Source organism: Parasphingorhabdus halotolerans, from assembly GCF_012516475.1.
In the GTDB taxonomy this organism is placed as follows: domain Bacteria; phylum Pseudomonadota; class Alphaproteobacteria; order Sphingomonadales; family Sphingomonadaceae; genus Parasphingorhabdus; species Parasphingorhabdus halotolerans.
Window position 1 is genome coordinate 2,211,432 of the sequence record NZ_CP051217.1, and the last position, 15,032, is coordinate 2,226,463.

12 protein-coding genes, 1 tRNA gene and 1 pseudogene are annotated in these 15,032 nt (G+C 53.5%); 12 read left to right on the plus strand and 2 right to left on the minus strand.

Features of this window, described 5'->3' with window-relative positions; genetic code table 11:
* Positions 1–35: 35 nt before the first annotated feature.
* The 6 genes from HF685_RS10905 (at position 36) to HF685_RS10930 (ending at position 5,994) form a co-directional block, all read left to right on the plus strand.
* Positions 36–1,691 (plus strand): NAD+ synthase, encoded by a 1,656-nt coding sequence (locus tag HF685_RS10905; protein WP_168819955.1) that lies wholly within the window; start codon positions 36–38, stop codon positions 1,689–1,691.
* A 12-nt stretch (positions 1,692–1,703) separates the two neighbouring features.
* Positions 1,704–2,993: a glutamate--tRNA ligase gene (gene gltX, locus HF685_RS10910; protein WP_425500158.1), complete on the plus strand. Its 1,290-nt coding sequence runs from the start codon at positions 1,704–1,706 to the stop codon at positions 2,991–2,993.
* Positions 2,994–3,195: 202 nt separating this feature from the next.
* Entirely contained in the window at positions 3,196–3,873 is a 678-nt protein-coding gene (locus HF685_RS10915; protein WP_168819956.1) for an energy transducer TonB, read from the plus strand.
* An 85-nt stretch (positions 3,874–3,958) separates the two neighbouring features.
* Entirely contained in the window at positions 3,959–4,369 is a 411-nt protein-coding gene (locus HF685_RS10920) for a hypothetical protein (protein ID WP_168819958.1), read from the plus strand.
* A 39-nt stretch (positions 4,370–4,408) separates the two neighbouring features.
* Entirely contained in the window at positions 4,409–5,356 is a 948-nt protein-coding gene (gene ribD, locus HF685_RS10925; protein WP_168819959.1) for a bifunctional diaminohydroxyphosphoribosylaminopyrimidine deaminase/5-amino-6-(5-phosphoribosylamino)uracil reductase RibD, read from the plus strand.
* Between the two features lie 29 nt (positions 5,357–5,385).
* A complete protein-coding gene (locus tag HF685_RS10930) occupies positions 5,386–5,994 on the plus strand; it encodes a riboflavin synthase (protein ID WP_168819960.1) in 609 nt (202 codons plus the stop codon).
* Between the two features lie 55 nt (positions 5,995–6,049).
* Here HF685_RS10930 and HF685_RS10935 read toward each other — a convergent pair whose 3' ends face one another.
* Positions 6,050–6,856, minus strand: a complete 807-nt coding sequence (locus tag HF685_RS10935; RefSeq protein WP_425500159.1) for a DUF1134 domain-containing protein — start codon at positions 6,854–6,856, stop codon at positions 6,050–6,052.
* Positions 6,857–7,146: 290 nt separating this feature from the next.
* Here HF685_RS10935 and HF685_RS10940 point away from each other — a divergent pair.
* Positions 7,147–7,236: transfer RNA gene (locus HF685_RS10940), tRNA-Ser, on the plus strand.
* Between the two features lie 303 nt (positions 7,237–7,539).
* Here the strand turns inward: HF685_RS10940 and HF685_RS10945 are convergent.
* Positions 7,540–8,307, minus strand: a pseudogene (locus HF685_RS10945) (IS5 family transposase); the annotation flags it as partial.
* A 253-nt stretch (positions 8,308–8,560) separates the two neighbouring features.
* Between HF685_RS10945 and HF685_RS10950 the strand changes: the two are divergent.
* The 5 genes from HF685_RS10950 (at position 8,561) to HF685_RS10970 (ending at position 14,974) form a co-directional block, all read left to right on the plus strand.
* Positions 8,561–9,619 carry an IS5 family transposase gene (locus HF685_RS10950; RefSeq protein ID WP_168819961.1) on the plus strand — a complete coding sequence of 353 codons (1,059 nt, stop codon included), beginning with the start codon at positions 8,561–8,563 and terminating at the stop codon, positions 9,617–9,619.
* Positions 9,620–9,882: 263 nt separating this feature from the next.
* Positions 9,883–10,628 (plus strand): IS5 family transposase gene (locus HF685_RS10955; RefSeq protein WP_168819962.1). Its coding sequence is split into 2 segments (ribosomal slippage): positions 9,883–10,201 and positions 10,201–10,628, totalling 747 coding nucleotides; the frame shifts between segments, so codons are not numbered across the junction.
* A 211-nt stretch (positions 10,629–10,839) separates the two neighbouring features.
* Positions 10,840–12,609, plus strand: a complete 1,770-nt coding sequence (locus tag HF685_RS10960) for a glycosyl hydrolase family 28-related protein (RefSeq protein WP_168819963.1) — start codon at positions 10,840–10,842, stop codon at positions 12,607–12,609.
* A gap of 74 nt (positions 12,610–12,683) precedes the next feature.
* Positions 12,684–13,441, plus strand: a protein-coding gene (locus HF685_RS10965) for an IS5 family transposase (RefSeq protein WP_168819964.1) whose coding sequence is annotated in 2 segments (ribosomal slippage) — positions 12,684–13,017 and positions 13,017–13,441 — 759 coding nt in all. Because the reading frame shifts where the segments join, the coding sequence is not laid out codon by codon here.
* A 435-nt stretch (positions 13,442–13,876) separates the two neighbouring features.
* Entirely contained in the window at positions 13,877–14,974 is a 1,098-nt protein-coding gene (locus HF685_RS10970; protein WP_168819966.1) for a hypothetical protein, read from the plus strand.
* Positions 14,975–15,032: the final 58 nt, after the last annotated feature.

Below are 15,032 nucleotides of genomic sequence, written 5' to 3' on the forward strand. Positions count from 1 at the left end.
TTGCCGTATTCGTCGCTGCTTTCTATCAGGGCGGCATGACCGAAAAGCTTACTATCACGATGGCGCAACTCACTCAATCCGTGGGCGATTTACGGGGAAATGCCGATGCGATGATCGCGGCGCATGGCGCGAAACCTGATAGTGACCTGATTGTCTTTCCCGAGTTGCAGCTGATCGGCTATCCGCCTGAAGATCTGGTTTTGAAACCGGCAGTATGGGAACGTGCCGAGGCGGAATTGCAGCGTCTCGCGGCAGCGACGGCTGGGCCGGGGCCAGCGATGCTGGTCGGCTCGATTTTCCGCGAAGATGGCAATCTCTATAACGGCGTGGCGCTGCTCGACGGCGGTCATATCAAAGATGTGCGTTATAAGGTGGAGCTGCCCAACTACGGCACGTTTGATGAGAAGCGTCTATTTTCTTCAGGGCCTTTGCCGGAGCCGATTGATTATCGCGGTTGTAAGATTGGCCTGCCCATTTGCGAGGATGTCTGGTTTCCTGAGGTTTGCCAGCATTTAAAAGATCGAGGCGCTGAGATGTTTATTGCGGTGCATGGCAGCCCTTATGAAATCGAGAAAGACGACAAGCGTCTGGGGCAAGTCGCGACGCAGCGGGTGCGTGAAACCGGATTGCCGCTATTGTTCCTGAACCGCGTTGGCGGGCAGGACGAGATTGTGTTTGATGGTGCAAGTTTTGTGCTTAAAGGCGATGCCAGCGTGATGCATCAGCTGCCCGATTGGGACGAAGCGATCGTGGACACGCATTGGACCAAGGGCGAAGCTGGTTGGACTTGCGAACAGGGAGAGCTTCACAGGCTTGATGACCACCCCGCAGATATTTATAACGCAATGATTGTTGGCCTGCGTGATTATGTGAACCGCAACCATTTTCCCGGCGTTTTGCTTGGTCTTTCGGGCGGCATAGATAGCGCGCTGTCAGCAGCGGTTGCGGTGGATGCGCTGGGGGCGGAGCGAGTTTGGTGCATCATGATGCCTTCTCGCTTCACATCGCAGGAGAGCCTTGATGATGCGAAAGGCTGCGCGGAAATGCTGGGAACCGTTCTCGATACTATCCCTATCATGCCGGCGGTCGAAGGCTTTGATGCGATGCTCGAGGACAGTTTTGCCGACCGCAATGTCGATATTACCGAAGAGAATATCCAGTCGCGGATTCGCGGTGTTACGTTGATGGCGCTCTCCAACAAATTCGGCCATATGCTACTCACCACCGGCAACAAAAGCGAGATGAGCGTTGGCTATGCGACGATTTACGGCGATATGGCAGGCGGCTATTCGGTGCTTAAGGATGCCTACAAGCTGACTGTATTCAAGCTCAGCGAATGGCGCAATCGCAACAAGCCTTCGCTTGGGATGGGTCCGGATGGTCCGGTGATGCCGCAAACGGTTATCACCAAGCCGCCGAGCGCGGAATTGCGGGAAGACCAGAAAGACAGTGACAGCTTACCGGATTATGAAGTGCTCGACCCGCTATTGCATGGCCTGATCGAGGAGGAACTCTCTGTTTCCGATCTGGTTGCGCGCGGGTTTGATCGCGAAACCGTGATCCGAATCGAGCGATTGCTCTATATTGCTGAATATAAACGCCGGCAGGCTCCTCCTGGCGTAAAGCTCGGCACAAGAAATTTTGGCCGGGACCGGCGTTATCCTATTACCAATGCCTTCAGAACGGTCTAAGGCCGCGACATTATGAAAATTAAAACCCGCTTTGCGCCCTCTCCAACGGGCCACCTTCATGTCGGCAATATCCGCACCGCGCTCCATAACTGGATGTTTGCGCAGAAAAACGGCGGCGCGTTTTTGCTGCGGCTGGATGATACCGACGCGGAGCGCTCGAAAGAAGAATATGTCGATGCGATCCGCGCTGATCTGGCTTGGCTGGGTATCAATCCGGATAGCGAAGAGCGGCAATCGGCGCGGTTCGATCGTTATCAGGCGCGGTTTGAAGAGTTGAAGGCAGCGGGCCGGGTGTATCCGGCCTATGAGACGGCGCAGGAGCTTGATCTCAAGCGCAAAATACAGCTCGGGCGCGGCAAACCGCCGATTTATGATCGCGGCGCGCTGAATCTAACGGCTGATCAGATCGCGGCTTTTGAGGCGGAGGGGCGCACGTCCCATTGGCGGTTTAAGCTCGACCATGAGACACCGATAGAATGGACCGATCTGGTGCGCGGCGACCAGCATTTTGACGCTGCTTTACTGTCGGACCCGGTAATCCGGCGCGAAGATGGCAGCTGGCTCTATATGCTGCCTTCGACGATTGATGATATTGATATGGCAATCACCCACGTCGTGCGCGGTGAAGATCATGTCGCTAATACGGCGGTTCAAATCCAGATGTTTCAGGCCTTTGGTGCGGATATACCGCAATTCGCCCATGAAGCTTTACTCGTTGGTACTGAAGGCAAGCTTTCCAAGAGGCTGGGCTCGTTAGGTGTAAGCGGATTTCGTGAGCGACACATCGAGCCGCAGGCGATTGTCGCGCTGCTGGCGAGGATTGGCACCAGCGACCCGGTTGAACCGATTGCCGATGTTGCAAAACTCATTGAGACCTTTGATTTTGGCCGTTTCGGCAGAGCACCAGCGCGGTTCGATGATGCGGAACTGGCGCAGCTCAACCAGAAAATTGTCCATCTGCTGGATTATGATGACGTGAAAGACCGGTTGCCCGAGGCCATGCCTGCTGAAGCATGGGAAGTCATCCGTCCCAATCTGCATGACATGAGCGAAGTCAGCCAATGGTGGCAGGTTGTCACCGGCCCCATCGCGAAGCTGGAGTTCAGCGCAGAAGATCAGGAATTTATCGGTCAGGCGCGCAATGCGATGGAGGAGATGGAGGCTTCCGAGGGTATCTGGAAAAAGCTGACCGAGGCGCTTAAGGAGAGCAGCGGTCGCAAGGGCAAGCCGCTGTTCATGCCGTTGCGCCAAGCGCTGACCGGACTGGATCACGGGCCGGATATGGGGCTTTGCTGCCGCTGATTGGCCGCGAAGAAGCGCTGCAACGGCTGAAAACCGCCGCTTCCTGATCTCAAAACCTGCGACTGCAAGCTGCCTGGCGTCGACCTTGACTGCATGAATGTAATAGTATAACATAACATATTGACGATGCAGTTATACAGCGTCTCATAAATATGCGGAGGCTGCGCCGTCATTCTGGGATGAAGGATGAAAGGACCGTCTTATGAGCTATACTTCCACTTACGCGAATAAACCGCCCAACGCGAAGGGCATCGGCATGACCATCGGGGTGCATGTGATTGTCGTTGCCGGGGTTATGATGATCCCGGGGATTGAATTGCCAGACAGAATTCCAACAATACTCGAGACCTTTAATGTTCCGGACGAGAAAAAACCGGACCCGGTGATCGAACCGCTAAAGCCGGAGGTGCAGATACCGCGAGAATCGGTTGTAAAAGCACCAAAGCCACGCGTCGATAATCTGCCTCAAGCGGCGGACAGCTCGCCAACACCCTTTGCTGATGTCAATGATGGTCTTGCGCTGGGTGGTTCGGGATCGGCCATAGATATTCCGCTAACGCCGCTGGAAACTATCACCCCGGTGCCGGACCCGGTTATTGCAGAAGCGCAATTGAACCAGCGGTTTGCCAGCTCTTTTCTGCCACCTTATCCGTCCGGCGAACTCCGATTGGGCAATGAAGGCACTGTCAGCGTCCGGGTGCTGGTGGACACCGATGGCCGCGCCAAAAAGGTGCAACTCATCAGCAGTCCACGGCCGAGTTTCTGGGCCGCTACCGAGAGTCACGCACTGAAGAAGTGGCGTTTCAAGCCGGCGACGAAAGATGGAAAACCCTTTGAAAGCTGGATCACGCTAAAGGTGAAATTCGAGATCAAAAGCTAGCGGCCACCCGCCAACGCCAGCCCCGAAGTCACTTATCTGAAATGCGGGGCTGGTCAGGCGCGCTACAAACCACTATTTGAGACCAATGAAGTTTTTCGACAAGGCAGCAATGACCGGTGAGGGCCGGGATTTCCGGTTTTTTCTGGACCAGACACCCAGAGAGCGGATTCTCCCGGGCATATTGGCGTTGCTGATTCCCGGTATCATTGTGTTTATCTTCATTATCGATTCGAAAGTAAACACCGCCCCGCCGCCCGGCCCGAAAGTGATTTATTTTGAAAGCTGGCCGCTTAGCCGGACGGACGAGGAAATACTCAAGGATCGCTGGGCTATCCAGTGCCTCAAAGATGAGGCTATGGAAAGGCGGCGTCAAAGCATGAAAGAACTCGGACGCATGTCCGGCATGGACGTCGAAAAAATCGAACGGGAAGCCAAAGCCAGGAAACTGGCGCGTGGTGATGTGGAAGACCCACGGCCAGCTGGTTTGAAATGCTAGCGGGCTTGAATATTGCCTAATACCGCAGATGCGCGCTTCATGGCAGCTGCGATCGCGCTGACGCATCGTGGTCGCGGACGTACCGGCGCCAATCCCAATGTCGGATGCGTGGTCGTCAAAAATGGTATCATCATTTCGCGCGGATGGACCCAGCCTGGTGGCAGGCCCCATGCCGAAGAGATGGCGCTGGCTGCAGCGGGCGCGCAAGCAAATGGCGCGGACATATATGTAACGCTTGAACCCTGTGTGCATGAAAGCGCGCGCGGCCCGGCGTGCTGCAATGCAGTGATCAAGGCCAAGCCTGCGCGTGTGATTGTTGCGAGCCTGGACGCTGATAAACGCACCCATAGACGCGGCATAGATGCGCTGGGTAAGGCGGGAATTGCGGTTGAAGTGGGCGTGCTGGAAGAGCAGGCGAGACGGGCGATGGCCGGTTTTTTCATGCGTATGGAAAAAGGCAGGCCGTTTGTAACCCTGAAACTCGCGATGTCGCTGGATGGCTGTATCGCAATGGCTGACGGTAAGAGCAAATGGATCACCGGAGAACGGGCGCGGATGCACGGCCACCTGGAGCGCGCTACGTCCGATGCGATTTTGGTCGGCTCGGGAACCGTGCTGGCCGATAATCCGGCTCTGGACGTTCGGATTGACGGTTTGGAAGATCGGTCCCCTATTACCGTGATGCTTGGCGAATCGGAAGCGCCCGAAAATTGGCACCGCATTCCGGTGCCAACTGCAATTGCCGATCTCGAAGGTGTTAACTGGTTGATGGTGGAGGGCGGTGCCACCACGGCAGCATCATTTCTCGAAGCAAATCTGGTGGATCGGCTGCTCCTCTACCGTGCACCGATTATCATTGGTGGAGGATTGCCGTCCATTCGCGATATCGGCCTCTCTGATCTGGCCAGCGCCCATGGCAACTGGCGCCGCACCGACCGGCGGGAATTTGCGCAAGATGTGCTTGAGATATACGAGCGCGCAGCTTAGGCATTGCGCTGTAACAGACAGGAAATAGCATGTTCACAGGCATAGTTTCGGATATCGGCACCATTGCGGAGTTGCAGCAGCGCGGCGATCTGCGCGCGAAAATATCCTGCAGCTATGATATGTCTGCCGTCGATATCGGTGCGTCCATTTGCTGTGCTGGCATCTGCCTGACGGTGGTGGAGAAAGGCTCGAACTGGTTTGCGGTTGATATTTCCGCGGAAACGATTTCCTGCACCGAGCAAGGCCAGTTTTCCGAAGGGCGCAAAATCAATCTCGAACGCGCGCTCAAGGTGGGTGAAGAACTGGGCGGACATATTGTGACCGGCCATATCGACGGCGTTGGAGAAGTGGTTTCCTGGACAGAAACCGGAGATTCGCATACGGCCCGGATTAAAGTACCGAGCGAACTGGCGGGCTACGTCGCGCCGAAGGGATCAATCACCGTGAACGGGGTATCGCTCACCGTAAATGCGGTGGAAGATAGCGATGCCGGGACGGTGTTTGATCTGAACATCATTCCGCATACCGCCGCAGTCACGACTTTGGGTGAACTGGAAGCGGGCCGCGCGGTTAATCTGGAGATAGATATATTGGCGCGCTATTTATTCCGGATGGAAAAGATCCGGTCGGCGGCGTGACCCGTGGCCCGTTTACAGGGCCCGCCGACCGGAAATTCGTGTCAGAAGGCCAGCCCTAGAAAGGCAGCCACTTCTGCTTCTTGCTAAACTTCATATAACCGATGTTTGCGCCCAGTCTGAGGCCGGCACCCAGACGAACCGGAATGAGTACCTTGTCGCCGCTGCGCAAGTAGCTGACATGGAAACCGCCTACGAAATAGGCCGCGCCCTCACCAGCAGGAAAACGCTGGTACAGATCTTCCGAGTCATACAGATTATAGACGAGGACAAAGCTGTTTGCTGCATTTCCCCCGACATCAAATCCGATGGAAGGTCCGGTCCAGTAGACCGGACGTTCGCCTTCGATTTTGTGGAATAATTTGCCTGAACCGTAACGCAGCCCGACAACAAATGCACCGCTCGCCTCGCGCCCGGTGATATAGGCATTGGGGCGGCCCTGTTTCTTGAGGATATCTTCAATCACACCGGCTAGGCCCTTGGCACCCTTGCCGAACACGCCTTCTGCAGCGCCGATCAAGTCGTCATCCTGATAGGTGGTCTCATCATCGACATTTGCGATTGCGTTGCTGTTGCCGGCGTCGGATGCGGTCCCATCAACCGCGCCTGATTGCTCGGGTTGACCCAGATCCAGATCAAGTCCGCCGCTCATCGGCGCTTCTTTGGACATTTCCGGTCTGGAAACAGGCGCTTCCAGCGTGCCATCATAATCGGGCGTCGCCAGATCCGCGTCAATCGCATCATTGGGATCAATGGTTTGGACCTGAGCCATCGCGGGCGCAAATACAGGTGTTGCAGCCAGCGCGAATACAGCAAAAAAGCTGAGCAATTTCTTGCCCGCGGCCGTCATTGGAGACGTTTTCATCACAGAGATTTCCTTCGGGCACGACTTCGTCATGGGTAAACTCCTTCCCATCACCAGCCACCTGCAGACTTCGCCTCCCACATATGACTGCGCAATGAACGGACGACGAGTTGAGTCGATTTTGCGATGTATTGAGCGGTTTTGGCGGTTTTCCATGAATTTGACTTCGTCCAGGATGCAGTTTCCCGGTGACATTTCAATTGATTGATTGCGAACTTTACCCGTTGCAACCACCGATGCGAGACGTTATACGCCTCGATCTTGGCCAACAATTGGTACGCCAAACGTGAGGACACGTGGGTGAGCGGCTGAAACCACCTCCTTGCTAAGGAGACAAGCCTTTACGGGCTTCGAGGGTTCGAATCCCTCCGTGTCCTCCATTTACCATTGATTTTATTGGGTATTTTTCCCGAAATGGGGCTTGTGCCGATAATGGACACTAAAAACAAAATGTCCTGGGCGAATATTGCAAGCTCGTAGTAGACGCCGTATTAAGAATGCGTGCGATCCGCACTCTTATCGACCGGCTAAATTTCAGCAATCTGAAAATCCTTGCCGCGAGCGATAGCGAATCACTATCTCGCACCGCAGAAAATTGTTTATCATCCGTGCGGACAGTGCGCACTGATATTTTCCACATCTCCGGAGCCTTAGAGTCTGACCGATAATTATGCTGTTTAATATCATGGTTTTGCGATGCGCCGCGTCAGGAGTTGGACGGATGCCATGAAGGTCCATGCGGTTGCCGAAGCGATAGATTGCTCGAAGTCCTTGGCAAGACGGCGGTTGCGGTTCAACCATGCGAAAGTGCGTTCGACGACCCATCAGCGGGGCAGGATAACCAAGCCCTTGAGGCGATCAGAGCGTTTGATGATCTGAACCGTCCAGTCGCCGATTTTTGTCAGTGCCTTTCTGAGCTTGTCGCCTGCATAGCCGCCATCGGCGAAGACATGACGCAGCCACGGGAAGGTGGAACGGATGTTGGCGAGCACAAGCGGCGCGCCATCGCGGTCTTGTATGTCGGCGCTGTGGATGACGGCATGAACCAGAAAGCCATTGGTATCGGTAATGATATGGCGCTTTCTGCCTTTGGTCTTCTTGCCCGCGTCATAGCCGCGTATCCCGCCGCTTTCTGTCGTTTTGACCGACTGGCTATCGATGACACCAGCGCTGGGCGAGGCTTCACTGCCTTGCGCTATTCGCGCATCCTGGATCAGGTAATGGTTGATCCGCGCCCATGTGCCATCGTCGCGCCAGAGGTAAAAATAGTGCTGCACCGTGGTTGCTGGGGGAAAGCCCGGTGGCATCATCCGCCAAGGCAGGCCACCGCGCAGCATATACAGCATTGCCTCAACGATCCGCCGCATCGGCCAATTGCGCGGACGACCGACATGGCTGGGCCGGGGGAAGAACGGTTCCAACACCGTCCATTCCCCATCGGTCCTTTGCGAAGTTTTGTCACTTGCGTTGAATCAATGACTTGGGACGGCGTCAAGCTAAACCGCTGATACCACTCAACTTAGTTTTCGGTCAGTCACTAAGCGATTGAGTTCCCCCCTCAGTTCCTAACAGAAACATCGTCCTTCTCGGGTTCCGGATAGTCTTTGCAATTGTCGCTAGCTGAAGGCCACCTCGAAATATAGTCCTTCCCAGAGCGATCAAAATCCGATTCAAGGGTTCTGACGCAACGGGGGAATTTGGATCATGAGCCAGCGGGGATTTTTTGATTTGGAGCATCGCTATGAGGGGCTGGACGCGAAGTCTGATCCTTTGGTGGCGATATTGGCGGCGGTTCCCTTTGAGCTGTTCCGGGTCAAGCTGAAGTCAGCTCTGGTGAAGGGCGGGTTGCAGCGTGCAGACGCTGACCGTAAGAGTTTGGCGGGCCGCAAGCCTTGGGATGAGGTGTTGATCTTCAAGGCATTGGTGCTTCAGGCGCTCTACAATCTGTCGGACGACGCGATGGAATATCAGTTGCGCGACCGGCTGTCGTTCATGCGGTTCGTCGGGTTGGGACTGGAAGATGCGGTGCCAGATGCCAAAACGCTGTGGCTATATCGGGAAGCGCTCGGCAAAGCCGGGGCGGTTGAGGGGCTGTTCAATCAGTTTGACAGCTACCTCAAAGCAAAGGGCTATCTTGCGATGGGCGGTCAGATCATCGATGCGACCATCGTTCCGGCCCCGCGCCAGCGCAACACGCGCGATGATAATATGACGGTCAAAGCCGGGAGAACGCCAGCAGACTGGGAGGCACACCCCGCCAAGAACCGCCAGAAAGACAAGGATGCGCGCTGGACGAAGAAGCATGGGAAGTCGCACTTCGGCTACAAGAATCACATCAACATCGACCGTCGGCACAAGCTGGTGCGGCGTTACGCGGTCAGCACGGCCTCGGTGCATGACAGCCAGAAGCTAGAGGATGTGCTTGACCCTGATAACACCGCCAGCGGCGTGTCGGCCGATAGCGCCTATCGCAGCAAAGAGAGTGAGGAGATGCTCGCCGAGCGCGCGATGAAGAGCCATATCCACCGGCGCGGCAATCGGGGCAAGCCGCTCACGCCGCGCCAGGAAGCCGCCAACAAGACCCGCTCAAAAGTCCGTGCACGGGTCGAGCATGTGTTTGGCAACCAGCACAACAGCATGGGCGGAAAGTTTGTCCGCACCATCGGCATCATCCGGGCAGGCGTGAAGATCGGGATGCAGAACCTAGCCTATAACATGCGCCGTCTGGTGGTGCTGGAAAGGGCGGCAGCCGTCGCCACATGAGGCCAGAGGCCAGAGACCCCACAGAAGGCCTGAACCACACCAAAACGGGCCGGCGCGTCCCGTAAATAATCGGGCTTCTTGGCCAGTGCGGGAACCAAATCGCTACTTCAGCCCGAAATCGCCATTGTTCGAGGTGGCCTGTATATGATCTCGAGCTTTTTTTTGATGCAGTGCATTTCAATTAGCTAGGCTCAGGACGTATTAAAGGGATTCCCAACGTTAGGTTTTTATGATTCAATGACGACATCGAAGGAGGTGTTGTCATGGATGATCTGTTTTTGCTGAGTGAGGCGCAGATGCGCCGGATAGAGCCATATTTTCCTTTGTCCCACGCGATACCGAGAGTGGATGACCGCCGGATCGTGTCGGGTATCATTTATGTGATCAAGCATGGACTGATGTGGCGTGATGCACCGAAGGCTTATGGTCCGCATAAGACCATCTACAACCGCTTTATCCGCTGGAGCAGGCTTGGCGTGTTCAACCGCATTTTTGCCGAGCTGGCGGGCAAGGCGGGCGAGCCTGACCGGATCATGATCGATGCGACCCATCTCAAAGCGCACCGGACCGCCGCCAGCCTCCTAAAAGGGGGGCTTTACCCAGACGTATCGGGCGCACCAAAGGTGGGTTGAACTCAAAACTCCATGCCGTCTGCGACGGCGAAGGTCGCCCCATCATCCTGCTGCTGACCGAGGGGCAGATGAGCGATCACAAGGGTGCTGCCCTGCTGCTTTCATCGCTACCACAGGCAAGGAAACTGCTGGGGGACAAGGGATATGACAGTGACTGGTTCCGGTCCGCTCTGGCCGAACGTGGTATTACGGCGTGCATTCCACCACGCTCCAACCGAAAGGTACAGCACCATTATGACAAAAGCCTCTACAAACAGCGCCACAAGATCGAGAATATCTTTGGCCGGATCAAGGACTGGAGACGCGTCGCCACCAGATACGACAGATGCGCCCACACCTTCTTCTCTGCTATCTGTATCGCAGCAACCGTCTGCTAATGGTTGTGATCAATGAGTCCTGAGCCTAGAAGTTGAATGTCCAAAATGCGCAATCGCCGACATTTTAATCTGTCTCAAAAACATCGCCGATAAGCTAATCCCTTAAATCTTGCGGTTAATGAACCAGTCATTTAACCTTCTTATCGTACAAAGCTGTCTTCAATAAACAGAAAATTTGCCGTTTTCAGGTATCGGGTACTAAAATCTTAAAATGATGAAAATTCGAAATGTCCATTCAACTGAAGGTATTACCAGATTTGAAACGGCACCACTTATTCAGGCCAGCAGGAGAAGGTTTCTTAGTCAAACATTAACTACGGCGATGATCGGGCCGATGGTGGCTTTGCAAGCAACGCTTATTCGAACCGACGCAGCGATATTACAAAAATCGGCCAACAGCATATCACCGCAGCAATTTGGAGCATTTGGAGATGGTATTGCTGACGATACATTGGCGATTCAGGCTGCTATTGAGGTAAATCGCGTAGTATTTTTTCCAAATGGAACTTATGCGATATCCGATAAACTAGTCCTTCGCACTAACCAGGTGATTCATTTTGCCCCCGGCGTCAAAATTGTCCAGAAAACCGAAAACTGTCAGATTTTTTTTGCCAATTCGGTGCAAAATTTGACGCTAGATTTTGCTGGTGGCAGATTAGCGGGAGAGGGCAGTTATTATGGCGGGGGTGACCATTATCTGATTTACAACCGACATAATGCACCACGCTGGACAGCTTCGACACGATATGCAGTTGGCGAATTCTGTCACAATGGAAACAATCAGGTTTATCGCTGCACTGCCACTGGTATCAGCTCACGGAGGCGCAAACCAACAGGGTTTGGTGCTACAAATAAAGACGGCTCCGTATTTTGGGAACATGTTGGAACCCGCATTTACGACACCCCTGTTTTCTGGACCGGAAACAGTGGGCGCAATGATCGGGCAATAGACTTTCATCGGTGTTCAAACATCAAAATCATCGATCCGGTGATCGAAAACTGCGGACATTCGGGCATTGCGTTGTTTGACTGCACTGATGTCAAAATTCAAAATTCAAAAATTTCTGGAACACATCGAATTTCAACACCGATTATAAATGATGCGCCCTATTATTGGGCCAATTTTCAAATCGGTATCTATCTTCATCATAGCCCGGCCGGAAATTGCGAGAATGTCACAATCGAACGCCCCGAAATCAGCAACGTGGCGCATGGCATTTTGAATGAAAGTGCGAACGATGATCAGCCAGATCGTGGAATCACCGTCAGCGAGCCGTATATTCATGACATTGAAGGACAGCACGCATTTTATCTGCAAAGCGGAAATCTGGTTATTTCCAACCCCCGCCTAGAGAACATAAATCTGTCAGGAATTAAAATTCAATCGACAATAGATAATAATAGTATCGATATATCCAATATCGTGGTGAATGGAGTTAACGGACGTTCGATTGCCTCCAATTTTGTCGAAATCGCCGTGATTTCCGGCAAAGGATCAATTTCAGATGTTACAATGCAGGGAGCCGTGAATGATACCGGGGTTGGAATAGCAATTGTTGGCAAAGTGAGCGCAGTTCGGGCCGATCTGGTAATTAAGAATGCAACAGCCCATGGTATAGTGATCCAAGGCGCCTCACCAATCCGCGATCTTGACCTAAGTATCATTCTGGACGGATCGGGGCAGCACGGCATTGTTTGCACAGCGCCAAATACCAAAAATATACGCATTAAACCGACGCTTCGAAATACTGGTTATTCCGTGCCACATCAATCGGCAATCATTTCCGCTGCGAATGGCAGTCGTTTGGAAATATATGATCCGGTCATTTCGGGGCTGCCGGCGGACTACGCCCTCCATGCATCGACCGCAGGCGCAAAAATCATCATTCATGGTGTAGTAAATATTACAGCTGGCAGACGCGGCCTGAGCAAAGCAGAAATGGGCGCAGTAGTTGAAAACGTCGGTTCCCCATCATTCTAGGGTCCGGACCCAATAAGGGGATTCCCAAGGCGGCGTGAATGTGATTCAATGCTTTCATCGAGGAGGCATTGGATATGGCGGATTTCTTTTGGTTTTCGGATGAGCAGTGGGCACGGATTGCGCCATTGTTGCCAGTGAACGGCAAGGGCGCAAGGCGGGTGGATGATCGCCGGGTGCTCTCAGGGATTGTCCATGCGCTGCAAAGCGGTGGTCGCTGGGGTGATTGCCCGCCGGTCTATGGTCCAAAGAAGACGCTCTACAACCGCTTTGTGCGCTGGGCCGAGCGCGGGATATGGGAAGACATCTTCAGCGCATTGGCTGGGGCCGAAGATGCACCTGACCGGCTGTTTATCGACAGTAGCTGCATCAAGGTCCACCGGACAGCCGGAGGCGCAAAAGGGGGGCCTTGGCCAATGGTATCGGCCAAACGCGCGGGGGTCGGAACACCAAACTCCACGCTATCTGCGATGTGAAAGGCAGGCCCCTTGTCCTGCTGCTGACACCCGGCAACGCACACGATATGCGGGTTGCCAAACAGTGCATTGCGGCCATGCCGCCATCTGCTGAACTGGTTGGCGATAAAGGCTATGACAGCGATGAACTCAGAGCCTGGCTGGCATCAAGAGGCACTATGGCGGTCATCCCGCCCAAGCGTCACCGCAAGGTCAAGCTCGACTGTGATCCTGCCATCTACAGACAGCGCAACGTCATTGAACGCATGTTCTGCCGCTTCAAAGACTGGCGTAGGGTTGCCACACGCTTCGACCGAAATATCAAAAACTTCATGGCCACCATCGCCATAGCGGCTACCGTCATCTGGTGGCTCAAATGAGTACGGACCCTAAATCTCTATCGTAGAGTCCTCACTCACTTCGAGTTGTTTTGCGGTAATCATCGTGTATCGTACAATAGCCATACTCCGATACTTTATGGCGTCCCTCCTTTGGTTTCATGCGACTGCAGCTCCACTCTCTGAAACACGCGCTGTATGGACAAATATATTAGCGAATATAACTTGCACTTTCGGTGTTTTGTGCTTCAATGATTTCCATTCAATCCCGCTCATCAGATCATTTATTCGAAATCAAAGGAAATTACCTTGACGCAAATATTAATAAGCGCTTCAGAAGAAATTCCAGTTGGATCGGTTGCAGTTGGCAATGGCCTTCGCAATTTGGCAAACACGTCTGCTGATTTCGGACAATTTAATACGGCTATCGGCTTCGACGCGGGGCTCAATCTGACAACAGGCCGATATAACACTTTATTGGGTTATTCGGCGGGTAAAAATCTCACAGCCATTGATGTTGTAACGACTTACCCTCCCAGCTCGCCAATCGGTAACCATGGCAATACTTTTGTCGGTTTCTTTTGTGGAGCGACTGCCAACGGTGCCCTCGACAATACATTAGTAGGAACTCAAGCTGGCCTCAACCTGACGACCGGCATGGATAACTGCCTATTCGGTATTAACACAATGCAGTCTCTACAGGCTGCAAGCGAAAATGCGGCATTTGGCCATGCTTCACTCCGTGCTGTAGTCGGCTCGGGCAAATTTGGGAGCGGTCCCGGTGATTTTGCCGCAGGCGATGGTCACCAACTCTCAGCTTTTGGCGATATGGCAGGACGGTTTATCAACGGTGGCGAGAATACTGAAAAGACAGGTGGCAGATGTAGCGTTTACATCGGAGCACGCACAAAAAGTTCTAGCAATACCGTTTATAACGAAAACGTATTTGGATTCAGCGCCGAGGGGCGTGGCTCCAACACCGTAAGTTATGGTGATGCAAACATCACCGCGCATCATTTTAATGCTGGTAGTGTCTTTGCGCCTAACCTCGCGACGGAAACGACTGCAACGGCCAATCTTCGCATCGACCCTGCAACGGGAGAAATCAAAGAGGTTGGCGCTGGTAGTGGATTTATGATCGTCCAGCACCGAGTTAGTAGCGGAACAAATGGCGGTGATACGGTCACTGCATCGTGGGTCACGCGTCCAACTGTTGAACGGTTTAACGGAATTACCGGCGCTTCTGTTGCGTCCAGTCAATTCACATTACCTGCTGGGACTTATAAAATAGATGGTTACAGCCTAGCTTTCCGATCAAATCGTCATAAGGCCCGGTTGTATAATGTCACTGACAGTAGTGCTTTGTCAGTTGGCGAAGCGGCTTACACAGCCAATGCTGATATTGGACGCAGTAACTCTGTTCTTTCGGACATTTTAGTGCTGACTGGCACAAAAACAATTGAATTGCAGCATTACACCGAGGTTGGCGTTGCTGCGACCGGCTTGGGCGCCGCAACAGGTAACAGCACAGGTGATGAGATATATGCTTCTGTTACGATTGAGAAAATCGCCTGAAATTAACGGTTCTGTCACGTGCCCTTCCCACGTTCATCTAGTTGCGATTAGAGTTTAG